The sequence below is a fragment of the uncultured Alistipes sp. genome, from assembly GCF_902388705.1.
Lineage (GTDB): Bacteria > Bacteroidota > Bacteroidia > Bacteroidales > Rikenellaceae > Alistipes.
This window is the reverse complement of record NZ_CABMQJ010000005.1, coordinates 107,677-132,467: the sequence shown is the minus strand read 5'-3', so window position 1 is coordinate 132,467 and position 24,791 is coordinate 107,677. Positions and strand designations below refer to the sequence as shown.

Annotated in this window: 19 protein-coding genes; 10 read left to right on the top strand and 9 right to left on the bottom strand. The window is 58.6% G+C overall.

The genetic code is table 11. The annotated features are described in order from the left end of the window. Positions 1 to 3: 3 nt before the first annotated feature. Genes QZT71_RS03265 through QZT71_RS03240 form a run of 6 tightly spaced genes read right to left on the bottom strand, consistent with a single transcriptional unit; the run spans position 4 to position 6,096 of the window. On the bottom strand, positions 4 to 741 hold the full coding sequence (locus QZT71_RS03265) for an FAD synthetase (RefSeq protein WP_295912422.1): 738 nt from the start codon (positions 739 to 741) through the stop codon (positions 4 to 6). 21 nt (positions 742 to 762) lie between these two features. Next, complete coding sequence (locus QZT71_RS03260) at positions 763 to 1,416, bottom strand: redox-sensing transcriptional repressor Rex (RefSeq protein WP_295912387.1); 654 nt, start codon at positions 1,414 to 1,416, stop codon at positions 763 to 765. Positions 1,417 to 1,423: 7 nt separating this feature from the next. Further along, a complete protein-coding gene (locus QZT71_RS03255; protein WP_295912384.1) occupies positions 1,424 to 3,268 on the bottom strand; it encodes a LysM peptidoglycan-binding domain-containing protein in 1,845 nt (614 codons plus the stop codon). Between the two features lie 2 nt (positions 3,269 to 3,270). Next, complete coding sequence (locus tag QZT71_RS03250; protein ID WP_295912381.1) at positions 3,271 to 4,038, bottom strand: 3'-5' exonuclease; 768 nt, start codon at positions 4,036 to 4,038, stop codon at positions 3,271 to 3,273. 10 nt (positions 4,039 to 4,048) lie between these two features. Beyond that, on the bottom strand, positions 4,049 to 5,176 hold the full coding sequence (dnaN, locus tag QZT71_RS03245; RefSeq protein WP_295912379.1) for a DNA polymerase III subunit beta: 1,128 nt from the start codon (positions 5,174 to 5,176) through the stop codon (positions 4,049 to 4,051). A gap of 38 nt (positions 5,177 to 5,214) precedes the next feature. Further along, on the bottom strand, positions 5,215 to 6,096 hold the full coding sequence (locus tag QZT71_RS03240; RefSeq protein WP_295912419.1) for a nucleoside phosphorylase: 882 nt from the start codon (positions 6,094 to 6,096) through the stop codon (positions 5,215 to 5,217). A gap of 121 nt (positions 6,097 to 6,217) precedes the next feature. Here QZT71_RS03240 and glmM point away from each other — a divergent pair, with 121 nt between their 5' ends. From glmM to glmS, 5 genes are all read left to right on the top strand, one after another. Continuing rightward, complete coding sequence (gene glmM, locus QZT71_RS03235; RefSeq protein WP_295912377.1) at positions 6,218 to 7,609, top strand: phosphoglucosamine mutase; 1,392 nt, start codon at positions 6,218 to 6,220, stop codon at positions 7,607 to 7,609. A gap of 11 nt (positions 7,610 to 7,620) precedes the next feature. Further along, the gene (locus QZT71_RS03230) at positions 7,621 to 8,061 is read left to right on the top strand and encodes a copper resistance protein NlpE (protein WP_295912375.1); all 441 of its coding nucleotides are present in this window, start codon (positions 7,621 to 7,623) and stop codon (positions 8,059 to 8,061) included. Positions 8,062 to 8,071: 10 nt separating this feature from the next. Further along, positions 8,072 to 9,439 carry a dipeptidase gene (locus QZT71_RS03225; RefSeq protein WP_295912372.1) on the top strand — a complete coding sequence of 456 codons (1,368 nt, stop codon included), beginning with the start codon at positions 8,072 to 8,074 and terminating at the stop codon, positions 9,437 to 9,439. A gap of 6 nt (positions 9,440 to 9,445) precedes the next feature. Next, positions 9,446 to 10,228 (top strand): inositol monophosphatase family protein, encoded by a 783-nt coding sequence (locus tag QZT71_RS03220; RefSeq protein WP_295912369.1) that lies wholly within the window; start codon positions 9,446 to 9,448, stop codon positions 10,226 to 10,228. Positions 10,229 to 10,330: 102 nt separating this feature from the next. Next, the gene (gene glmS / locus QZT71_RS03215) at positions 10,331 to 12,175 is read left to right on the top strand and encodes a glutamine--fructose-6-phosphate transaminase (isomerizing) (RefSeq protein ID WP_295912367.1); all 1,845 of its coding nucleotides are present in this window, start codon (positions 10,331 to 10,333) and stop codon (positions 12,173 to 12,175) included. 146 nt (positions 12,176 to 12,321) lie between these two features. Here the strand turns inward: glmS and QZT71_RS03210 are convergent, their stop codons facing one another. Genes QZT71_RS03210 through QZT71_RS03200 form a run of 3 tightly spaced genes read right to left on the bottom strand, consistent with a single transcriptional unit; the run spans position 12,322 to position 15,862 of the window. Then, on the bottom strand, positions 12,322 to 13,671 hold the full coding sequence (locus tag QZT71_RS03210) for an MFS transporter (protein ID WP_295912364.1): 1,350 nt from the start codon (positions 13,669 to 13,671) through the stop codon (positions 12,322 to 12,324). 21 nt (positions 13,672 to 13,692) lie between these two features. Next, positions 13,693 to 14,691, bottom strand: coding sequence for a glycerophosphodiester phosphodiesterase family protein (locus tag QZT71_RS03205; protein WP_295912361.1), 999 nt, complete (start codon positions 14,689 to 14,691; stop codon positions 13,693 to 13,695). Positions 14,692 to 14,704: 13 nt separating this feature from the next. Beyond that, complete coding sequence (locus QZT71_RS03200; RefSeq protein ID WP_295912358.1) at positions 14,705 to 15,862, bottom strand: mannitol-1-phosphate 5-dehydrogenase; 1,158 nt, start codon at positions 15,860 to 15,862, stop codon at positions 14,705 to 14,707. A 422-nt stretch (positions 15,863 to 16,284) separates the two neighbouring features. Here QZT71_RS03200 and QZT71_RS03195 point away from each other — a divergent pair, with 422 nt between their 5' ends. The 5 genes from QZT71_RS03195 to QZT71_RS03175 all read left to right on the top strand — a co-directional run bounded on the left by QZT71_RS03195 (position 16,285) and on the right by QZT71_RS03175 (position 24,780). Next, on the top strand, positions 16,285 to 16,881 hold the full coding sequence (locus tag QZT71_RS03195) for an RNA polymerase sigma-70 factor (protein WP_295912357.1): 597 nt from the start codon (positions 16,285 to 16,287) through the stop codon (positions 16,879 to 16,881). 160 nt (positions 16,882 to 17,041) lie between these two features. After that, a complete protein-coding gene (locus tag QZT71_RS03190) occupies positions 17,042 to 17,239 on the top strand; it encodes a hypothetical protein (protein ID WP_295912355.1) in 198 nt (65 codons plus the stop codon). Positions 17,240 to 17,452: 213 nt separating this feature from the next. Beyond that, a complete protein-coding gene (locus tag QZT71_RS03185) occupies positions 17,453 to 19,927 on the top strand; it encodes a hypothetical protein (protein ID WP_295912353.1) in 2,475 nt (824 codons plus the stop codon). A 31-nt stretch (positions 19,928 to 19,958) separates the two neighbouring features. Continuing rightward, positions 19,959 to 23,225 carry a TonB-dependent receptor gene (locus QZT71_RS03180; protein ID WP_295912352.1) on the top strand — a complete coding sequence of 1,089 codons (3,267 nt, stop codon included), beginning with the start codon at positions 19,959 to 19,961 and terminating at the stop codon, positions 23,223 to 23,225. 40 nt (positions 23,226 to 23,265) lie between these two features. Next, positions 23,266 to 24,780, top strand: coding sequence for a RagB/SusD family nutrient uptake outer membrane protein (locus QZT71_RS03175; protein ID WP_295912350.1), 1,515 nt, complete (start codon positions 23,266 to 23,268; stop codon positions 24,778 to 24,780). The last annotated feature ends 11 nt before the right edge of the window (positions 24,781 to 24,791 follow it).

Here is a 24,791-nt window from a genome sequence, read left to right as displayed (position 1 = left end):
GATTCAAAATGTTAGGACAGCGCGCCCGTCGGGACAGCCGTCGCGGATTATCAGTTCCTGTGCGGCGCCGACCGAGAGCCGGGCCGGGATGTCGCCGATATGTACGTCGTATTCGCCCGGGGGCGGAAGCAGTTTCAGGGATTCGTCCGTACGGATGCGGTTCCGCTCCGCCGTACCGATAACGAGGTAGGGATGGGCCAGCAGGCGCGCCGCACGCGCCATATCGCCCTGTGCGACCAGGCGGCGGATAACCGTGGAACTCACCTTTTCGGCATCTACGTCGCATTCGCCGACTTCCACGACGCGCAGGCCGAAACCGTGGCTGCCGAGGTAGTCGTAACTGCCCTGCTTGTCGCGGCCGAAGCGGTGGTTGAACCCCACGACCAGGGCTTCGGCGCCGACGCGCTGCACGAGGTAGCTGCGGATAAACTCGTCGGGCGAAAGGCTGCTGAACGCCCTGTCGAACGGAATGACAATCAGGTTGTCGATACCCTGCCGTTCGAGCAGGCAGGTTTTTTCTTCGAGCGAGGTCAGCAGGCGCAGCCCTTCGGCTTTGCCGAGCGTGATGCGCGGGTGCGGTTCGAATGTGAGCACGACACTTTCGCCGCCTTGTGCGCGTGCCGTATCGGCCAGCGTGCGCAGCAGGGCCAGATGGCCGCTGTGGACGCCGTCGTACGACCCGACGGTGACCGCGGGATGCGTGAAGTGCGGAAGTGCATCGAAACCGTGAAATACCCTCATCACTCGCTCCCTGCCGCGGTTTTAGGCGTTGTTGCTGCCCTCTTCGTTCTCCTTGACGAAGTAGGCCACTTTCTCGAGCAGCGTGGTGATGTCGTAGTTCTCCACGACGATGCCCTGCGGGAAATTCAGCGGCGTGGAGGTGAAGTTGAGCACGCCCTTGATGCCGGCATTGATAATCGGCACCACGAGGTTCGGGGCCACCTGCGTCGGCGAGGAAACGATGACGATGCTGATATCCTTGTCCTCGACCACCTCTTCGAACGTATCCATGTGGTAGCACGGAATACCGTCGATGGTCTTCCCGACCTTCCCGGGGTCGACGTCGAAAGCGGCCGTAATCCGCAGTTTGAGACCCTTGCCGTTGAAATACTTCGTGATGGCCTGGCCGAGGTGTCCCATACCCAGCACGGCGATATTCATCTGCGAGGGGCTGTCGAGGATTTTGCTGATGTACTCGATGAGCACCTGCACGTCGTAGCCCTTCTTGGTGTCGCTCGAGAAGCCGATAAGCATCAAATCGCGGCGAACCTGCACGGCCGTGATGCCGTGAATGCCCGCCAGTACGTGCGAAAAGATGTGCGTGATTCCCTGTTTATGGCTCGCCAGTAGCGTGCGTCGGTATTCGCTCAATCGCTCGATGGTTTTCTCGGGTATCGCATTGGTCAAAGCTGCCATAATCTCCTTATTCGATGGTTATCGTAAAGTCGCTGTTGTAATTCACCCGCACCCAGTTGCGGTTGAGGTGGTTGTAACGCCCTTCGCCCTGTCCGAAAACATAGGGCGTCTGCAGCGGCGTATAGCTGCGTCCCTCCAGGTCGTACTCGATATCGCCGTACATCGCGGGGCAGAAGACCAGCGCCGTGTCGTAGCCGCGGTAGGAAAAGAGCGTCGGCAGCGAGCCGAAAGCGCGGATATAGGCGCTGTCGAAGTCGAGAATCGCCCGCGAGTCGCGTTTGGCGTGGTAGCTCGAGATGAAAACGACGCGGTCCTTGAAGAATATCGAACGGTCGAGGTTGTTGTAACGGCTGCCTCGCATCCACCGGGTGTTGCCCAGCACAACGAAACGCGGCGCCGTGCGTCCGCGGCTCGTGATGCCCGTGTCGGCCGAAGCGATAGCCGCGAGAATGCGCTCCACATCGACCTCGTCGTCGGCCATGACGATGAAAACATTGTCGCTGCCGTTATCCAGAAGCGGCGTCAGGTCGCCCGGGTTGTTGGCCGAGTGTTTCGACGGATGGACATATTGATAAGTATACTTCCGGTAGTCCGAGTCGCCGAGCAGCGCGAGCACCTCGGCTTCGAAATCCTTGTCCGTGCTGTCGGTGTAAATCAACGTGACCTGCCTGTCGCCGTTGACCAGGTCGGCGATTTTCTCCCACTTGCGGGACGGGTCGGGGGCCATCTGGAACAGCACGTCGCTGTTCATCTCCGCGATATTGGCCAAAGGCGACACGACGGGAATATCGTGTTCCTCGGCATAGCGGATGACCGGATAGAGCCCCTCTTCGTATACCGGGCCGACAATCAGGCCGGCCTTGCGGAATTCGTCGCTTTCGGTGATTGCGCGGATTCTCTCCGGGCTGCGCGCCGTGTTGTACAGGTCGACATGCACCGAACAGCCGTATTTGGTCTTTACGCTGTCCAGCCCGAGCAGAAATCCCTGGTAGAATTCGAGGTAATTGGCATTGGTATCGCTCCCTACGGCCATCGGCAGCAGCAGCGCCACGTTGAGCGTCGCACTGCGGCGCAGGGCGCGGAATTCGACCTCCGCCACCTTGGTGGCCGGAAAGACGTCCGGAATGGAATCCTGCCGCACGGTGTCGGCCCCGTTCCGGTTTTCGGCTGCAGCAAGCTGCTCGGCCGAGCCCGGCACCTTGATGATGGCACCGGCTTTCAGGTCGGCGGCTTTCAGCCCCCCGTTGAGCGCTCCGAGCTGCTCCTCGGTAATTCCGAAGCGGCGCGAAAGCGAATAGAACGTTTCGCCCGGATGCACGATATGGTAGGCATACCCCTCCTCGGCGACACTGTTGAGCGAGTTGCGGTAGGCTTCCCACTGCTCCCGGCTCCCAGCCTCGTCCTCGGATCCGATTTCCTTCTTGCGGATCAGGATGCGCTCCCCGAGCCGCAGGTGCGTGGGGTCGAGGTTCGGGTTATCCTCGACCACGGTCTGTATCGGAATTTCGTATTTGCGAGAAATGCCGTAGAGGGTTTCTCCCTGCATCACGGTGTGCGTGTCGAAAGTCTTGCGCAGCTTGCGTTCCGATTTGGGCTGGGGAACATCGGTCACGAAAGGCACCTTGATATTCTCCCCGGCGCGCAGCCCCTCGCCCACCGAGGGATTATACTGCAGGATGACTTTCTCCCCCACATCGTACGTCTTCGAAAGTCCGTACAGCGTTTCGCCCGGCTGCACCGTATGAATGTAGAATTTCGAACCGTTGATATAAACTATCGTTCCGGACTTCTCCACCGCAAAGGCACACACGCTCCACAGGAGCAGCAAGGCTGTCGCACAAAGTCGCTTCATCGTCATTTCATTTTTTCACGCATACGGATTTCCGTAATGACCTTTTTGGTATAGAGCGGGAAATCGCCGTTCATCATCCAGGCGTAATAGCTCGGTTCGATGCGGAATACCTCGGCGACGGAGCGGCCCTTGTATTTGCCGAAGCCGAAAACCTCTTCGCCCTTCTCGTTGTAGAGGATACGCCCGGCATAGTCCGCCGTATCGCCGCGGGTCGAAAATTCGGCCAGCTTGTCGATGTCGTTCTCCAAATCGGGATAACGCTCCAGCTGCGCCTTGAGCACCTCGTACGTGGCCAGCGTGTCGGCCTCGGCCGAATGGGCGTCGTCCAGGTCCTTATCGCAGTAGAACTTGTAGGCCGCCACCAGCGTGCGCTGCTCCTTTTTGTGGAAGATATTCTGCACGTCGACGAACTTGCGGCGTTTGAAGTCCACGTCGACACCGGCGCGCAGGAACTCCTCGACCAGCACCGGCAGGTCGAAACGGTTCGAGTTGAAGCCGCCGAAGTCGCAGCCGCGGATGAACTGCTCGAGCGATTTGGCCACCTGCGCGAACGTCGGACAGTCCCGTACATCCTCGTCGGTAATGCCGTGGATGGCCGTAGACTCCTCCGGGATATGCATCCCGGGGTTGATCTTGCGGGTTTTTACGATCTCCTCGCCGTCGGGCATGATCTTGGCCATCGAAATTTCGACGATACGGTCTTTGGCGGTATCCACGCCGGTGGTTTCGAGGTCGAAGAAAATGATGGGGCGTTTGAGGTTTAACTTCATCTGGCGGGCGTTATGCGTTGATCATCATCGGCATGAGCAGCATGAGCGTAGCGCTGGTCTGCTTGTCGTCGTAGACGGGTTTGAATACGCCGGCACGCGTCGAGTCGGCCAGTTCGACCACAACGGTCGGCGTGTCCATGTTCGAGAGTATCTCGACCAGGAACGTCGACTTGAAACCGATTGTAATCTCCTCGCCGTCGTAGCTGCACGAAATCGTCTCGTTGGCCGACACCGAGAAGTCGATATCCTGTGCCGTGAGGTTGATTTTGTTGTCGCCGATATCCATGCGAATCAGGTTCGTGGTCGGGTTCGAGCAGACGGCTACGCGCTTGATGCCGTTCACCAGCTCGATTCGGTCTACGAGCACCTTGTTGGGGTTGTTGGCCGGAATCACGGCGTTGTAGTTCGGGTAGTTGCCCTCGATAAGGCGGCACACGAGCGTATGGCTCTTGAGTTTGAACAGCGCGTTCTTCGAGTCGAAGCTCACCTCGATGGCGTCGTCCTCCTTCAGGAGTACCGATTTGAGCAGGTTGGCCGGTTTCTTGGGCAGGATGAACGAAGCGTTCACTTCGCCGTTTTCCGCCTCGGCCTCGTATTTCACGAGTTTGTGCGCGTCGGTTCCCACGAAGGTGAACGACTCGGAAGTCAGGTTGATATAGATACCGTTCATCACGGGGCGAAGCTCGTCGTCGGCCGTGGCGAAGATGGTCTTGTTGATACCGTTCACCAGCGTGTCCACATTCAGTTTGAGTTCCTTTTTCTCGGCGCTCAACTGCGGCACGGCGGGATAGCTTACGGCGCTGGCGCCAGGAATCGAGAGCGAACCGCTCTTCCAGTTAATCCGGATTTCCCAGTTCTTGTCGTTGACGTCGATGGTCAGCGGCAGCTCGGAAAACTCTTTCAGGGAGTCGAGCATCAGTTTGGCGGGGGCGGCAATCGTACCCTCGCTCTCCACGCTGTCGACCGTAATGGAACCGATAAGCGTCGTTTCGAGGTCGGAGGTGGTGACCTTCAGTTCGTTGCCGTTGAGCTCCATGAGGAAGTAATCCAGGATGGGCAGCGTGTTTTTATTGCTGATAACCTTGCCGGTGGTAGCCAGAAGCGAAAGCAGTGCCGAGCTTGATACTGAAAATTTCATACGTTTGTTTCCTTTCTTTATTTTCTGTTATGGTTTCTTTACTTTAAAACTGCGAGTTTGTCGAGCGCCGTCGATATCATCTTGCGCACGAAAGGTTTGTAATCCGTATCCACATCCTGCGCAATGCGCTGCGCGATGATGGTGCAGATGGTCGCGGCGCGGTGCCCCATCAGGGCTGCGAGGCCCGCGAGCGCCGAACCCTCCATTTCGAAGTTGGTGATGCGGCGGCCGTGGTAGTCGAAAGACTCGATTTTCCCGTTGAGCTTCGCGTCCAGCGGTTCGAGGCGCACCCAGCGTCCCTGCGGCGCATAGAAGCCCGGCGCGGCGATGGTGATACCCTCGCGCGTCACGTCGCTGAAATGGTCAAAAAGCGTCTTGTCGGCATCGATGAAATAGGGTTTCGGCAGCAGTTCGTTCCACCCCACATGCGCCATGAACGCCTTCTCGATTTCGAGGTCGCAGACTTCGTTGCGGCCTTTGTAATAGTTGAGCAGGCCGTCGAAGCCCACCGACGTGCGCGAAAAGACGAACTCGCCCACCTTGATGTCGGGCTGAACGGCGCCCGACGTACCGAGCCTCACCAGCGTAAGCTGCCGCTTCACGGCTTTCTCCTGCCGGGTGGCGAAGTCGACGTTGGCCAGCGCATCGAGCTCCGTGACGGAGATGTCGATGTTACCGATGCCGATGCCCGTCGAGAGCACGGTCATGCGCTTGCCTTTATAGGTACCCGTCACGGTCTTGAACTCGCGGTTGGACACTTCGCACTCGCGGGTGTCGAAATGCTCCGCGACCATGGCCACACGGCCCGGGTCACCGACGAGGATCACCGTGTCGGCAAGTTGTTCCGGCAGCAGGTGCAGGTGGAAAATGGAACCGTCGTCGTTGATTATCAATTCGGAAGCGGGAATCGTTCTCATAATAGTGGTTTTTTAATTTTCATAATTGGCATAAAAGTAATATATTTACCTCGAATATCAAAACTTCGGAAGTTATTTTTCATAAATATATGTATCGCTAAAACACGGTATCAAAACTTTAATTATGACACTCATAAAATCCATATCCGGCATTCGCGGCACCATCGGCGGCCCGCAGGCGGAGAACCTGACACCGCCCGACGTGGTGAAGTTCACGACGGCATACGCACGCCTCATCGCACAGCGCAACCCGGGCAAAAAACTTACCATAGTCGTAGGACGCGACGCCCGTATTTCGGGCGAAATGGTCGCCGGGCTGGTCGAAAGCACGCTCCTGGCCTGTGGCGCGGACGTTATCAACACCGGACTGTGCACTACGCCGGGCACCGAAATGGCCGTTATCACGCATAAGGCCGACGGCGGCATCATCGTCACTGCATCGCACAACCCCCGCCAGTGGAACGCCCTGAAACTGCTCAATGCCGACGGCGAATTCCTCTCCGATGCCGAGGGCAAGCGCGTGCTGGCGATGTCCGGGGAGGAGGATTACGCATACCCCACCGTCGACGGCATCGGGCATGTGCTCTCGCGCCAGCCGTTCAACGAACGGCATATCGAGCAGGTGCTGGCGCTTCCGCTGGTCGACGCCGAAGCCGTCCGCGCGCGCCGCTACAAGGTCGTGGTGGATGCCGTGAACTCGGTGGGCGGCATCGTGATGCCGGAGTTGCTGCGTCGACTGGGCTGCGAAGTCGTGGAGCTCAACTGCGAGCCGACGGGCGAATTCGCCCACAACCCCGAACCGCTGCCGGAGAACCTGACTGCGATTTCGGAGGTTATCCGCCGGGAAAAGGCCGATTTGGGAATCGTCGTCGACCCCGATGTGGACAGGCTGGCGTTCGTCTGCGAGGACGGCTCGATGTTCGGCGAGGAGTACACGCTGGTGGCTGTGGCCGATTACATCCTCTCGAAACATCCGGGGGGCAATACCGTTTCGAACCTCTCCTCGTCGCGGGCGCTGCGCGACGTGACCGAACGGCACGGCGGCAGGTACTGCGCTGCGGCCGTCGGCGAAGTGAACGTCGTGACGAAAATGAAAGAGACCGGCGCCGTCATCGGCGGCGAGGGCAACGGCGGCGTGATTTATCCCGAACTCCACTACGGCCGCGATGCACTGGTCGGGACGGCACTCTTTTTGACGTGGCTTTCGCACCGGGGAATGACCGTGACGCAACTGCGTGCGACCTATCCGTCGTACTACGCCTCGAAGAACAAAATCGAGCTGACACCTGCCATCGACGTGGATAAAGTACTGCATGAGATAAAAGAGCGTTATGCCAATGAGAACGTGAACGATATTGACGGTGTGAAAATCGATTTCCCGGAGAACTGGGTGCATCTGCGCAAGTCGAACACGGAACCCATCATACGCGTGTATACCGAGGCGAAATCGATGGCCGAAGCCGACGCGCTGGCGCAACGGTTTATCGGAGAGATAAAGACGATATGCAATATTTAAAAATGAGGACTATGAAGAGTAAATTTTTAATCCTTGCGGCTGCGGCGATGTTCGCGGCCTGCGGTGGAAATACACAGAAAAAGGCGGCTGCCGGGGGCGCGAAAGACGCTTCCGAAACAGTTGCGGACATGCACAACGCCGAGAATGCGCTCGACTACCGGGGCACCTACACCGGAACGTTCCCGGCAGCGGACTGCCCGGGCATCGACATGCGCCTGACGCTCAAGCAGGACGGCGCGTACAGCCTGCACATGAAATATATCGACCGCGATTCGGAGTTCGACGAGAAGGGCACCTATACCGTCAGGGAAAACCTGCTGACCCTCACCCCGACCGACGGGCAGCCCGACTATTACAAGGTCGAGGAGAACCGCCTGCGCAAACTCGACGCCGACAAACAGCCGATTACCGGGGTGCTGGCCGAAAACTACGTATTGAAGAAAACCGAATAAATCCCTTGCAATGGATAAAGTAAAAAGTTATATAGCATCGAATAAAGACCGTTTTATCAGCGAATTGTTCGACTTGCTCCGCATTCCGTCGATTAGCGCCCAGAGCGAGCACAAACCCGACATGGTGCGGTGCGCCGAATGGCTGGCCGCAGCACTCGCCAAAGCGGGCGCCGACCATGCGGAGGTATTCCCGACGGAGGGCAATCCGGTCGTTTTCGCAGAGAAGATTGTCGACCCCAAGGCCAAGACCGTGCTGGTCTACGGCCACTATGACGTGATGCCCGTCGACCCGCGCAGCGAATGGCGCACGGAGCCTTTCGAGCCGGTTATCGAAGAGGGACGCATCCGGGGACGCGGCGCCGACGACGACAAGGGCCAGTTGTGGATGCACGCCAAGGCGTTCGAGGCGATGTGCGCCACGGACAGCCTTCCCTGCAACGTCAAATTCATGCTCGAGGGCGAAGAGGAAATCGGCTCGCCGAGCCTCTATAAATTCTGCGAGCAGAACAAAAAGATGCTCAAGGCCGATATAATATTGGTATCGGACACGTCGATGATTTCGATGCAGACCCCGTCGATTACCTGCGGGCTGCGCGGCCTCGCCTACATGGAGGTCGAGGTGACGGGCCCCGACAAAGATTTGCACTCGGGCCTGTTCGGCGGTGCGGTGGCCAACCCGGCCAATGTGCTGACGCGCCTGGTGTCGCAACTGGTCGATGAAAACGGGCGTGTGACGATTCCCGGGTTCTACGACGACGTGCGCGAACTGACGCCCGCCGAGCGCAAGGCGTTCAACAAGGCGCCGTTCAGCCTCGCAGCCTACAAGAAGTCGCTTTCAATCGGCGACGTGGAAGGCGAAGCGGGCTACACGACGCTCGAGCGCACGGGCGTACGGCCCTCGCTCGACGTGAACGGCATCTGGGGCGGCTATACCGAAGAGGGCACCAAGACGGTGATTCCGTCGAAAGCCTCGGCCAAGATATCGATGCGCCTGGTGCCGAATCAGGACTACCGTAAAATCAGCAGGCTTTTCGAAAAGCACTTCAAATCGATAGCGCCCAAAAGCGTGAAAGTCAAGGTCAAATCGCTCCACGGCGGCATGCCCTACGTGGCACCCACCGATATGCCGGCATACAGGGCCGCGGAAAAAGCCGTAACGGATACGTTCGGCAAAAAGCCCCTGCCGTTCTATTCGGGTGGTTCGATTCCGATTATCAGCGGATTCGAATCGATACTGGGCATCAAGTCGCTTTTAATCGGGTTCGGACTTGCGGAGGACGCGATACACTCGCCCAACGAAAGCTACGGACTCGACCAGTTCTACAAAGGCGTGGAAACCATTCCGCTGTTCTACAAGTATTTTGCGGAGGAGAAGTAACAGCCTATGTACGAGGAATTTCTGAATTTCATATTTCCGCTCGCGAAAGGGGCCGGAAAAATACAACTCTCCTACTTCCGGGGTAACGACTTGGGCATTCAAACCAAGTCGAACGTCTACGATGTCGTAACACGCGCCGACAAGCAGAGCGAGGAGTATATCGTGACGGCCATTACGGAACGCTATCCCGGCCACGGGATACTCGGCGAGGAAGGCGGCACGATGGGCACCGCAGGCAGCGACTACCGCTGGGTGATAGACCCGCTCGACGGTACGACGAATTACAGTCAGGGGCTACCGCTGTTCTCCGTTTCGATTGCGCTCCAGTACAAGGGCGAAACCATTGCAGGTGTCGTCTATGCCCCCTATCTGGACGAGATGTTCTGGGCGACCAAAGGCGGCGGGGCCTATATGCAATGCGGGCAGGGCGAAGCGAAGCGGCTCCACGTGTCCGAAAAACAGACCCTTTCGACGTCGGTGCTCGCCACGGGATTTCCATACGACAAGGATGTCGACCCCGACAACAACAGCGACAACGTCGCGCGAATCGTCCCCTATGTCCGGGACGTGCGCCGGCTGGGTTCGGCAGCTTACGATTTGAGCTGCGTCGCCGCCGGACTGCTCGACGGATACTGGGAACTGGCGCTGCACGAATGGGACGTCTGCGCGGCGAATCTCATTGTCCGCGAAGCCGGAGGCGTCGTATGTGAATTCAGGCGCAACCGCGGCGTGTCGCAGGCCGCGGGCAACGAAACGATTGTCGGAGAGATTCTGAAATATATCCATTAAGCACCAATTTTGGTGCTTTTTTCCTTTTTAATGTCGGCTGAATATCATTTTTAAATTTTTTTCTTATTTTTGACGGAATGAAATTTTCAAACATTAGTAAAGATGTGTGGGATTGTAGGATATGTCGGCGGGCGTGAGGCCTGCCCCGTTCTGTTGAAAGGGTTGCACCGGCTCGAATACCGCGGTTACGACAGCGCGGGAGTCGCCATGGTAGGCGGCGACGGTGCGTTGAACGTTTACAAATGCAAGGGAAAGGTTTCGGATCTCGAACATTTCCTCGCCGGCAAGGAGCTCGGCGGAAACATCGGCATAGCGCACACGCGCTGGGCGACGCACGGCGTGCCGAACGACGTGAACGCCCACCCCCATTACTCCGAGTCGGAGAACATCGCACTGATTCACAACGGCATCATCGAGAATTTCCGGGTGCTGAAAGACGCCCTCGAGGAGCACGGCTATACGTTTCGCAGCAGCACCGATTCCGAAGTGCTGGTCAACCTGATCGAGTATATCCGCACCACGAACGGCTGTCCCCTGCTGGAGGCCGTGCAGCAGGCGCTGAAACAGGTCGTGGGAGCCTATGCCATCGCCGTAATCGAGAAAGGCAACCACGATGAAATCATCGCGGCGCGCCAGAGCAGCCCGATGGCCATCGGCATCGGCGAGGGCGAGTACTTTTTGAGCTCCGATGCCGCGTCGATTATCGAATACACGCAGGATTTCGTCTACGTAAACGACGGGGAAATCGCGGTCATCAACCGCAACAAACCCCTGAAAATCGTCACGCTAGACAACCACGAGGGGAAAATCGACATCCGGAAACTCCAGATGAGCATTTCGCAGCTCGAAAAGGGCGGCTATCCCCATTTCATGCTCAAGGAGATCTACGAGCAGCCCAAGACCATCGTGGACTGCATACGCGGGCGCATAAACCCCGACACGTGCGAAGTGAAACTGTCGGGCGTAATCGACAACCGCAGGAAATTCCTCGAAGCACGGCGCATCATCTTCGTGGCGTGCGGCACCTCGTGGCACGCGGCGCTGATCGGCGAGCACCTGATTGAGAACATCTGCCGGATTCCGGTCGAAGTGGAATACGCTTCGGAATTTCGCTACCGCAACCCGATTATCCACGAAGACGACATCGTAATCGCCGTGTCGCAGTCGGGTGAAACGGCCGACACGCTGGCCGCCGTGGAGCTGGCCCGCAAGGCCGGGGCATTCGTGTTCGGCATCTGCAACGTCGTGGGGTCGTCCATCGCCCGTGCGACCGATTCGGGCGCATACATCCATGTGGGGCCGGAAATCGGCGTCGCTTCGACCAAGGCGTTCACCGGTCAGGTGACCGTCATGGCAATGCTGGCGCTGGCCGTAGGCCGCGAAAAAGGCACCGTAACGGAGGAGTATTACCACGAGGTGGCCAGGGGGCTGTTGGAACTGCCCGCCGTGCTGGAAGACGTACTGGGACTGGGCGACCAGATTGCCGACCTCTCGAAAATATTCACCTACGCCCACAACTTCATCTACCTGGGGCGCGGGTACAACTACCCCACGGCGATGGAGGGAGCCCTGAAACTCAAGGAAATCTCCTACATCCACGCCGAGGGCTACCCCGCCGCCGAGATGAAACACGGCGCCATAGCCCTGATTGACAACGAAATGCCGACCGTAGCCATCGCCACACCGGACAACACCTACGAAAAGACGGCCAGCAACATCGAGGAAATCCGCGCCCGGGGCGGCAAAATTATCGCCGTCATCGCCCGCGACGATACGCACGTGCGCCGCAGCGCCGACTACACAATCGAAGTGCCGGTAATCACCGACTGCCTGATGCCGATTGTCGTTTCGGTGCCGCTGCAACTGCTGGCGTACTACATCGCCGTCAACAAGGGCCGCAATGTCGACCAGCCGCGCAACCTCGCCAAATCGGTGACGGTGGAATAGCCTCCTGCGGCCGCCGGAAGAAAGATCGCTCCCGGCAGCCGTGCGAACCGTTTCCCGCCCCGACGTCAGGCGCCAACGAAACCCCCGCAGTCAAGGAAGTCTGCGGGGGTTTCTTTCACACAATTATCATTAACCTAAAAAAGCGTTCAGTCGTCGTAGCCGTTGGGCTTGGCTTTCCATGCGGCGGCGAAAATCGCCGTACCGACGAGCGCCATGCCCACCAGCGTATAGAGCGCCACACTCCAGTCGGTATACTGCACCAGCATACCCAGTCCCCAACCCGATACGATTGTACTTCCGTAGCCGAACAGGCCGCAGAAACCGCCCGCCGTGGCAGCGGCCCGCTTGGTGGCGATATTGGCCGCAGCAATGCCCACGAGGGCCTGCGGGCCGTAGATGAAGAACCCGGCCGACATGAGAATCAGGATTGCCACAATCAGCGGCGTATGTTCGTTGAGCGAATAGAGCCCCACGAGGCACACGGCAGCCATCAGCATGCAAATCACACAGGTGCGGGGCGCACGGCCCCCGAAAAAGCGGTCGGTGGCCCAGCCTGCGGCGAGCATGCCGGCAATCCCGGCGATTTCGAACGCCGCGACCGTCCAGCCTGCATGGCTGATGTCCATGTGCAGGTGCTCCTTGAGCATCGTCGGGCCCCAGTCGAGCACGGCGAAGCGCACGATGTAGACGAAGAAGTTGCCCACGGCGATAATCCAGATTGTCGGGTTCATAAAGACCTTGCGGCGCAGGAAGGCCTTGTACTCGGCTTTTTCCTCGGCCTTGGTCTGCGGTTTCGCCTCCGTTTTACCGGTTTTCAGTTCGGGAAGTCCCACCGACGAGGGGGTATCGCGGACGAAGGCCCACACGACGGCGGCGCCCAGTATGGCGATTGTCGCCGGAAGCAGGAAACACCAGCGCCAGTGCTGCGAGAGCATCGACGAGGCGTCGAACCACGCGCCCCAGTTCAGGCTGACGACGTAGCCGCAGAAGATGATGGCCAGCCCGGCGCCGATGGAGTGCGAGGTGTTCCAGACAGACATCTTGGTCGCGAGCCGCTCGGGAACGATCCAGTGGGTCATCAGCCGCGTGCAGGGCGGCACGCCCATGCCCTGGAACCAGCCGTTGAGAATCCAGAAGATACCCAGCGCCAGCACCGAGGAGCTGAATCCGAACAGCAGGTTGCAGACGCCGCAGAAAACGAGTCCCGTCACCAGGAAATAGCGCGCGTTGCTGCGGTCGCCCCAGATGCCGTTGACGAATTTCGAAAGTCCGTAAATCAGTCCGTGGAGCGTGAGGAACAATCCCAGATCGGATTTCGAGATACCCATCTCCTCGTTGAGATAGGGCATGGCGATACTCAGATTCTTGCGGACGAAGTAGAACAGCGCATAACCGAAGATGCACATCGCCATGGTGCGGAATTCCCAGTATTTGAAACGTTTGACCTGTTGGTCGGTCATACCGGCGTAGGCCGGATTAAGTTGTTTTGCAGACATTTATTCAGGTTGGTTCGGGTTTTACTTCAGATTAGGCCGGCTACCCCTGACCGCAGCGTCCTGCAGGGCGTGGAGCGCGTCGCGCGACCACGGCAGGCCGATGAATTCCGACGGATAGTCCGTTTCGATGATATCGGGTTCGGCGACCAGTTCGCGCAGGTAGGCCACGCGGCGGTCGTAGGGATTTTTCACCTTGTCGGACGACCCCGTAATCGAGGTCATCGTCATCACGCCCTCGGCATGCAGCAGGTCGTAAACCTGTTGCAGCTCGGGATTGACCGCAAGGCGGATATAGGCCATGATGTATTTCCACGGAATCGGCGAGGCATCGTAGGCCCTGAAATGTTCCATCGAACTGATTTCGACGCAGAACATGACGTTGCGGATACCGTGGTTCCAGTAATAGAGCGCCTCCTCGAGCGAGCGGACGCTCAACATGATATTGTGGTACATCGACCATTCGCCGCCGGGCTGCAACTGTTTGATGTAGTAGTCGAGGCTGGCGCGGCGCACCTCGTCGCTCACGCCTTTGGTGTTGATGTATTTGTTGTCGAAGTTGAAGACCACCTTGTCCTTGCCCCACTCCAGCACGTCTTTCAGGCGCGGAATCTTGTAGGGCGTGACGTTCCGGTCGCGGTCGACGAGGTTCAGCCGGCGCAGCTCCTCGTAGGTGTAGTCCGCCACGCGGCCTTTGCCGGTCGTCGTACGGTCGAGCGTCAGGTCGTGCATCAGCACCATGACGCTGTCCCGGGTGAAGCTGAAGTCGATTTCGAAAAAAGTGGGCATCATCGAAAGCGTCTTTTCGCACGACTCGATGCAGTTTTCCGGATAACCGGGCATCATGCCGCCGCGGTGGCCGCTGACGATGATGTCGCGGGCGGGATCGTAGGTGAAATAAGCCTGCAGCTCTTCGATGGAGTTGATTTGCACCCGATGCAGGCGGGGCTCCTGCGCACAGGCAGGAAAGACGGCGGCACAGCATACGGCCAACAGCAGGAGAATGGGTTTCGGGGTTTTCATCGAGGGGTCGGAATTAACGGATGGTTCGTTCTACTTCGGTATATGCCTGTGCTGCGAGCGCCGGCAGCGGATCGGTGGCGGGAAGCCCGGCGATACGGGCCACGGCCTCTTTGACGCCCGACTGTCCGATCATGCGGAGCATTTCGACGCTCTGCGCGTCTTCGGGGTTGTCGTAGTGGAGCGCGGCGCCGATGCCCAGCAGCAGGTGGGGTGTGGCGATACCGTACTGGCGGGCCGTAAGCACCGGCTTGACGAGGCGGTCGCCTGCCGAGAGTTTGCGCAGCGGCTCCCGGCCTACGCGGGTCACGTCGTCGCAAAGGTAGGGATTCATAAAGCGGCCGATGATTTTGTCGATATAGGCGAAATGGGCGTCGCGGTCGAAATCGTAGCGCGCCACGAGGCCGCGCCCGCTCTCGCGCATGGCGGCCTTGACGATGGCGTGTATCTGTTCGTCGGAAATGCTCTGGCAGATGGTCATGTAGCCTTTCATCCGGCCCAGGTAGGCGGTGACGGCGTGGCCCGTGTTGAGCGTGAAAAGTTTGCGCTCGATATAGGCAATCAGATTGTCGGCGGGATTCATGCCGGGGATTTCCGGCACGGGGCCCCTGAAAGCATCGCGTTCGACATTCCATTCGAAAAACCGCTCGACGACTACGTCGATCGGGTTTTCGCTCTTGACGGGCGGTACGATGCGGTCTACCGAACAGTCGGGGAAGCCGACGAACTCGTCGCACCAGGCCCGCTGCCCATCGTCGAGGTGCTCCATGACGGCCGCCTTAAGCTGGGATGAGGCGCGGACGCCGTTTTCGCAGGCAATAATGTTGAGCGGCTGTTCGACACCCTGCTCCCTGCGTGCGGCAATGCCCGCAGCGACAGCCCCGGCAATGCGGGGCAGGACGGTAAGCCCGACGGCCGTAGTGACGATTTCCGCGTCGGCAATCTGCTGCGCCAGCTCGGGGCTCCGGGAGTCGACGGCCGAGATATTCGTGACGCGCAGCTCTTCGCACACGGTATCCATGACCTGCACCGTGTAGGCCTTGTCTTCGTTGATACGGCCGACGATCTGGTCGTTCACGTCGGCGAATACCACATGGTAGCCCGCCTGCTCCAGCACGGCACCGATGAACCCGCGGCCGATATTCCCGGCACCGAATTGTATAGCTTTCTTCATTCTTTATGGTTTATTAAAAACAGGAAAAAGATATTTTGCCCCCGCATCCGGGGAGAATACAAGACTTCGGTGAGCGTTTGCCAGAGCAACCGGCCGGGGCGTTCCGCGTCCGAACGGTAGGTCCAGCGGCACGAACTGTCTGCCCGAGGTGCCCGGCCGGACAAAAAGACAGCATGCGAACGGTCGGCAACCGGCAGTGCCTGAAACGGTCTGCATATATTAAGCAGCCGCCGGAAAGCGGAAAACGGCGAGAATGCCGGAATCGGAATGGTTGTCATCGGTCGTGTAGTTTGGTCGTGTCATAATAAATACAAACGACTTCCGGAAACCACCTAACCGGATTACAAAAAAATTAAAATAAGAAGCCGGCGGTTGTTTCGTTCCGCGATAATGTTTATTTTTGTACCGAATCAAATCATCCGATGGAGAAAATTCCGCTTATATCACGGGTCAGGGAGGGCGACCGCGAGGCGTTTGACCAGTTGTGTACCAAATACTACCCCATGCTGGTGTCGTATGCCCGCCTGTTCCTCAAGGACGACTGGGCCGAGGATGTCGTGCAGGATGTTTTCTACAACGTATGGCAGCGCCGCGAGACGCTCGACGATTCCAACTCCCTGTACAAGTACCTGCTGCGTTCGGTTTACAACCGATCGCTCAATTACCTGGACAAAAACAAGCGGGCCAGCGATTACCGCAATTATTATCAGGAGCGGATTGCGTCGATGGGCAGTGCCTATTATGCGCCCGACAACAGCCCGGTTATCAAGAAACTCTATACCGACGATTTGCGCGCCAGCCTCGATGCGGCCATCGAGGCGCTGCCGCCCAAATGCCGCGAGGTATTCCGGTTGAGTTATATCGAAGACCTCTCCAACCGCGAAATCAGCGAACAGCTCGGCATCTCGACCCGCACGGTCGAGAACCACATGTATTCGGCGCTCAAGCAGCTGCGCCGCAAACTCTCTGCGGAGCAGTTGTTGCTGCTGCTTTCGCTGCTTTTCATGCGCGGGGCATAGCCGAAAAACACCGCCGCCGCAGAGCGGTCACACCTATATATTTCCGAATGAAAGCCCGGGGCTCCTGCAAAGGTCCCGGGCTTCATTTTTTTGTAAATCCGGTAAGTGGTTTCCGGAAATCGGCTGTATGTATTATAACACGACCAAAACTACACGACCGATGAAAAAACTACCTGCAATGGCATCCCCTGCCATTTCGGCAACGGCCTTCCCGCCGGGCGGAAATACGCCCGGGCGCACGGGTGCTGCCCGTTCCTGCCGCCGCACATCCCGTCCCGGCGGCCCGATTCCGTCCGAATACGCCGCATGCATCCACCCGGCTGCGCCCCGCACCGCGGGAACGGCCGACGAAATGTAAACCTGCGCCGGCTCGGTTGCCCGGGGCGACTTCTGCCACGGAATACCCCGATTCCGCCCTGTGCGCAAAGCAGCGAAAACCAATCCGACAATAACATTTTCTCAAACCAAACAATTTCTCAACTAACTTAAAAAAACCATGAGGAAAATTTTTCTTTTTGCATCTGCAATACTCTTAATTGCAGGTTGTTCAGAGGATTACACGCATCCGAAAGTGGCTCCCGTCGAAGAGCCGTCGAAAGATGCCGTAACGATTCTCGCGACGATCGACGCCATTCCGGCCATCGACGGAAACGGCGACGCGTATGCTCCCCTCTGGCAGGAGGGCGACCAGATCATCGTCGATTACAAGGGAATAGCCTACGTGTACGAAACGTCAGGCATGGGCGCCAGCGCCGAATTCCACCCGGCTGCACTCTCGCTCCCGGCGGATGTCCGCGGCGAACTGAAGGCCTATTTCAAGGCCGTAAACGGCATCTTCGCCGTCGATGCCGACCAGACGAGCACCTCGCTGCCGATGTATGCCTATGAAGCCGACGCCGCGTCCGCAGAGGGAAGCGTCGCCCTGCGATTCAAACCGCTGGCCTCGGTGCTCTCGCTGACCATCGGCGAAGAAGCGACGAAAACCATCTCCAAAATTACGCTGGAGCCTCTCGATGCCGACGGCGTCGAGGGCCACCTGGCCGTTTCGGAGGCTGCGATAGACCCCAAAACGGGGACAATCACGGTCGGCGAAGAAGCGCAGGTATCCGATGTCATCACGATGAACATCGGCGAAATGTCGCTCGTGCAGGCGCAGACGGTGAATTTCCTGATTGCCAGCGGCACCCGGGTGAGCGGCGGCCTGAAAGCGACGATTACCTGCACCGACGAGAGCGTTTTCGTCAAAAACCTGCTCGCAGACCGGCAGCTGGCTTTCACAGGCAACTGCATCGGGGCCAATACCAACCTCTTCTTCCGCCTTAAAATCGCCAGCTACGAAGATATGCTGGGCTTTGCGCAGGAGTGCGCGAACGACAACGGCGGCGCCATCGTCGACCTCGAGGCCGACATCGACATGCAGAACGCCGCATGGACGCCGGTAGAGAATTTCACCGGAACATTCAACGGCAACGGCCACCGCATCTACAACATCAACGTATCGACCGACAGCCGTTACGCCGGATTCTTCGCCTATGCCAAAGGTTCGATTTCGAACGTCGTCTTCGGCTCGAAAGACGGTGCGACCTACGACGGCGTGAGCAAAGTCGAACTGAAATACAGCGCCGACACCGACACCTGGTGCTATGCAGGCATCGTCGCGCAGTCGAACAACGTGCTCGACGGCATAATCAGCTTCGTACCCGTGACGGTCACGGCCGATTCGAAATGCAAGTCGCGCGTAGGCGGCATCGTCGGAAGCCTTTACAACGGGCGGATGAGCGGCTGTAAAAACTACGGCACGGTGAGCAATGTCGCATCGGCGGGCGCGGCCAGCTATGTGGCCGGTCTTGCGGGCATCATCGACGGCCCGGGCGATGCGGCAGGTTCCGTCCAGATGGACGACAGCCATAACTACGCGGCCGTGACGACGACGCTCGGGCTGGGCAACGCCGTGGCCGGCGTCGCAGCCTCGGTGACGAAAACCGCGCTCAACACAACCATCAGCAACTGCACCAATGCGGGTGAGGTCAGCTTCGACAATGCCACGGCTTCGGCAGCCCACCGTATCGGCGGCATCGTCGCCTATATCGTGGATGCGTGTCCGACGCTGACGCTCGACAAATGTACGAACAAGGGCATCGTCCGCTCGAACATGAACGGCAACTGCTTTATCGGCGGTATCGCCGGGGTGACCTACGGCGCGACAATCCGGGAGTGTGCGAACGAAGCGGCAGTCGAATTCGTGCAGGCTAACGCCGCAGGCGCCGGATACCTCTGTATCGGCGGCATCACGGGCCAGACGTACAGCGACGCGAAAATCCTGAATTGCACCAACAAAGCCGCCGTAACCTCTGACAAATTGCAGGTAAGCCGTATCGGCGGCATCGTCGGCACGCATAACGCCAGCACGATCGACGGCTGTTCCAACAGCGGCGACATTACCCTTGCCATCGCCAAAACGGCCAACAACTGGGAAGCGGCGGGCGGCATCGTCGGATTCTACGACGGTACGGACGGAGCGGCCACGACGAACGGCTGCACGAACAGCGGCAATGTTTCCGCAACGGTGAACTCGAGCAATGCGAATATCGGCACAGGCGGCATAGCAGGCATTATCAAATCGGGCCACGCCACCAACAATACCAACAACGGCGCGGTTTCGATGCACAACACACAGTCGGGCAAGACGTCGTATGCAGGCGGCATCGTAGGCTATGACTACAACACCGCGGACAAATCGAACGTCACGGGCAATACCAACAACGGCGCGGTGCAGGCTACGGCCGCAGGCAGTTCGACCTTGCTGGCCGCCGGTGGAATCGTCGGACGCAACGATGTGGGTGCCGTCGCCGGGGGAAAGAACTACGGCTCGATAACATGCGCCCTGCATGCGGGCTCGGTCGTGGGCTGGAACCGGAAGAGCGTTACCGACTGTGTCGCAGGCGGCAGTGTGAACGACACGGCGCTCACCGCAGAGAACTACGCCCAACTGGCCGTAGGCTTCGACGAGGGAACGGTATCGGGCATCACGTTCGGACAGAAGTAGAAAATCATTTATCAAACAACAAGAAACCTATATGAAAAGAGTACTTACGGCACTTCTGAAAAGTGCATGTATAATTGCGTTGCTCCTGTGCGGCGTGGGCGCACAGGCACAGGGCAACCTCGTAACGGGTACTGTCAGGGATACGAAGGGAGAGCCGGTAATCGGCGCCACCATCATCGTGGCGGGAACCGCTACGGGCGCAACGTCGGGAATCGACGGACGCTACTCGATCTCCGCAGCCCCGGACGCGACGCTCGAAATCAGCTTTATCGGCTATAAGAAACAGGAAGTGCCCGTCGGCTCGCGGTCGACGGTCGACGTGACGCTCGAGGAGGATGCGCTGCTCGTGGACGACGTGGTCGTCGTCGGTTACGGCACCCAGTCGCGCCGCACGATTACGGCGTCAATCTCCAAGGTCGACGGCGAGAAACTGGCGGGAGTCCCGGTCAACTCGATCGGCGACGCGCTGAAAGGACGTGTCGGCGGCGTACGCGTGTCGACGGCCGACAACCAGCCGGGATCGGATCCCGTATTCCTGATTCGCGGCGGTTCGTCGATCAACCAGTCGAATGCCCCGATTGTCATCGTCGACGGCGTGAACCGCGAAATGACCGGCCTGAACCCCAACGACATCGAATCGATCGAAATCCTGAAAGACGCCGCTTCGGCGGGTATCTACGGTGCACGTGCATCGAACGGCGTAATCCTCATCACGACCAAGAAAGGCAGCATGGCCAGGGGCCCGCAGGTGACTTTCGAAGCGCAGGCGGCATGGACTTCGCCGGCCGTACGGTTCGACCTGATGAACGGCGGGGACTACCTCAAAACCATGCGTAAGATGCTGGCCGAGTATCCGTCGACCTACGCTTACGGCTCGGGCATCCTGACGGGCGCCAACTCGGCAGGTATCGGCAACGGCGACAATTCGGTCTGGACGCCGAAATTCGTCGATACCCCGGCCGACGTTCCCGCAGGATGGAAAGTGATGGTAGACCCGCTCGACCACTCGAAACTGATCGCCTACCAGGACAACGACCAGCAGAAACAGTGGTTCGACGACTCGTTCTGGATGAATTACTACGTGGGCGTCAACGGCGGCAACGACAAGGTGCAGTACGCCGCATCGGCCGGATATACGAAGGACGGCGGTATCGGCATCAACACCGACTTCTCGCGTTTCACGTTCCACGGCAACACCTCGTTCAAGATACTCAAGAACCTGAAGGCAACGACCATATTCGACTATTCGGAAACGAAAGGCAATACGCTGCCCTCGTCGGGCATCGCCACTTACTGGACGACCGTGGGCCGCGGCATGTTCATGCCCGCCACGCACCGCGACTACCTCGAAGACGGCACGCCCGCGCAGGGAACCAACAATACGACCATCTCGGCCGCCTGGTTCGACCGCTATTACACGAGCAACTACACCGCGCGCCGCATGACGGCCAACTTCAACCTCGAATGGGAAATCATCGACGGACTGCGCGCCGTCGTGCAGGTGGCCAACCACAATTACTACCGGATAGACAACCAGCGCCTGGCGGGCAACGCCATCTCGAACCAGCGCCGCACCTACGAAAAATGGGGACAGACGAACCGTTTGAGCACGCAGGGATACCTGAATTACCGCAAGACCTTTGCACAGCATCATACGATAGAGGCCACGGTCGGCTACGACTACATGAAAAACACGGTCAACGGCCTTTCGCTCACCGTCACGGGCGCGGATTCGGACAAGGTGCCGACACTGGCCGCCGGCACCGACGCAACGGGATGGGCGGATACCAACACGAACGAGGCGCTCTCCTCCTATTTCGGCCGCCTGAACTACGATTACATGAAAAAGTACCTCTTCATGTTCACGTTCCGCGCCGACGGCTCGTCGAAGTTCGCAGCCGACAACCGCTGGGGATATTTCCCCGCAGCTTCGGCCGGCTGGGTCGTTTCCGAGGAGAAATTCTGGAACGTGCGTAATTTCAACAACTTCAAGATTCGCGCATCGTACGGCCTGACGGGCAACAACTACATCGGCCTCTACGACGCATACGGAGGTTTCGGCGCGACGTCCATCTACAACGGCGCGGGCGCCATCCTGCCCACGGCCCTGCCCAACATGAAGCTGAAGTGGGAAACGACCCACCAGCTGGACATCGGTGTCGATCTGGGCTTTTTCAACGACCGCATCCGCCTGGCCGCCGACTATTACAACAAAAAGACAACCGACCTGCTCTTCAGCGTTACGCTGCCCGACACGTCGGGCTACGGCTCGGCCCGGCAGAACGTCGGCTCGGTACGCTTCTACGGCGCTGAAATAGAACTTTCGACGGTCAACATCCAGAGCAAGAACTTCACCTGGACGACCGATTTCACCTACTCGTTCAATATGAACAAGGTGTTATCGCTGCCCGACGAATACAAATATACGGACATCAACGGCAAGGACGCATGGCGCATCGGCGGCTATAAAATGTCGGAGTCGGGGTACCGCTTCGGCGGCACGGCCGTGGGTGAACGCATGGGCCGCATCTACGGCTACAAGACGGCCTATATCATCGAAACCGAAGCGCAGGCCGACGCGGCGCTGTACGACGTCAATTCGCACGGCATACGCCGCGCGGACGGGCGCTCGATAGCCGGCCGCAAGGACATCGGCGACTACGAGTGGAAGAACCGTGCTGGCTCGGCACTGACGGCCGACGGGCAGGAGCAAATCAACGACGAAGACATGTTCCTGCTGGGATACGTAACGCCCCACTCCACCGGCGGCATGAACAACACGTTCAAGTACAGGAACCTGTCACTGTCGATCTACGTCGACTACGCATTGGGACACTCCGTCTACAACTACATGTATACGCGCGGCCTGCAGACCTCGATGGGCAACTGCAACTGGAACCTCATCTACGATGCCAACGACTGCTGGCAGAAACCGGGCGACAACACCAACCTCGCACGCCTCTCGCCCAACGACGCCGACGGCGGCAACAAGAACTACTCGCGCCCGTCGAACATCAACGTGCAGAAGGGCGACTACCTCTGCCTGCGCGACGTGACGCTGTCGTACAGCTTCCCCAAGCGCTGGATAGGCAAACTCGGGCTGGGCAACCTGACGCTCTCGGTAAGCGGCAATACGCTGGTATACTGGACGAAGGTCAAAGGCGTATCGCCCGAATCGGCCGTGGCCTCCTCGGGCTCGAGCACGGGCATGTACAGCGCGGTGAACACCAGCTCCGCGGACTTCAACATCTATCCGCCCACCCGCAAAGTGATGTTCAGCCTCAAGGCTACGTTCTGAAACAGACCTCATTACAACAACTAATTCGGATTAACAGATTATGAAACTCAAGAAAATCTATATCGCTGCAATAGGCGCCGCCTCGATGACGCTCGCAGGGTGCGATCTCGACATCGTCAATTCCGACCAGCTCAACAGCACCAATATGTGGGTGGACGAAAGCGACGTTACGGGTGCCACGACAGGCATCTTTTTCGAGCTGCGCGACATTTTCCGGCAGAACTACACGAACCACTTCTTCTGGGGCGAACTGCGTGTGGGGCCCGCCATGTGGGACCGCGGCACGCACCGTTCGCTGATGGATTCGGACATGCTCGACGTGCTGCACAGCACGCTCAACGCCAGCACCTCGACAACGAGTTGGACCGACCTCTACACCTGCATCAACCAGTGCAACTCGGTAATCAAATACGCCCCCTCGGTCGACATGTCCGAGGAGAGCCGCAGCTACTGCCTGGGCAATGCCTATTTCGTTCGTGCATACGTCTATTACTGGCTCGCACGCGTTTGGGGCGACGTACCCGTCATCCTGACGCCGACCGAAAGCACCGGGGCGGAAATCTATCCCTCGCGGGCCCCGAAATCGGAGGTGTACGCACAGGTGGCGCAGGACATAGAAAGCGCGCTCACGTACGTCACCACCAACACGGGCGGCTGCTACAACGCGACGGTCGACAACGTCAACATGCTGAAAGCCGATTTCGCGCTGTGGATGTACGCCGCACAGAAAGGCGGCGACTCCTACCTGACGATGGCCGAGGGCGCGCTGAACGCGATTACCCGCACGCCGCTGCTGCAGAAGTTCGCCGACGTGTTCGACGTGAAGAACAAGTGCAACAAGGAAATCATGTTTTCGCTCCACGTCGATGCGACCAACGAGGTGCATTCGGCCAGCTATATCCAGCGCTTTATCTGGGGCTCCACGCAAATCAGGGCTGCATACCGCAACGCCGAGGGAGGCGTACCCGTGTCGAGCAACCAGTGGTTCTGCTTCGCCGACGAGTTTATCGACGAATTGAAAGCCAACAAGGAGCAGCACAACGACCAGCGCACCGACGTGACCTACCAGGAGCGCACCGGGATGAGCGACATGTACGAAAAAGTCGAGTGGCCCAACAAATTCACGGGCGACTGGTCCTCGGGAACGCTGCTCTACGACGACGACATCATCCTCTACCGCTATGCGCAGTATTATATGTTCCGCGCCGAGCTCAACTACTATAAAAAGCTCTACAAGGAGGCGCTCGACGAACTGAACGTCGTGGCCGAACGGGCCTACGGGAAAGCGAATTTCTACACATCGACCTCGCAGCAGGACGTACTCGAAGCGCTCGCCAGGGAGAGCCGCTGGGAGTTCGCCGAGGAGGGCAATATCTGGTTCACCTATATCCGCCTGGGATACATCGACACCTACTGCCCGTTGAAATACTGGCCGAATACAGGCGTCGAGGGCGGCGTGGGAGGTTCCACGAACCCCAACATCTACCTCTTCCCCGTTTCGAAATCCGCGATCAACAAGAACACCAAGATCACGCAGACGAACGGCTGGTCGTAACAGCCGGAACA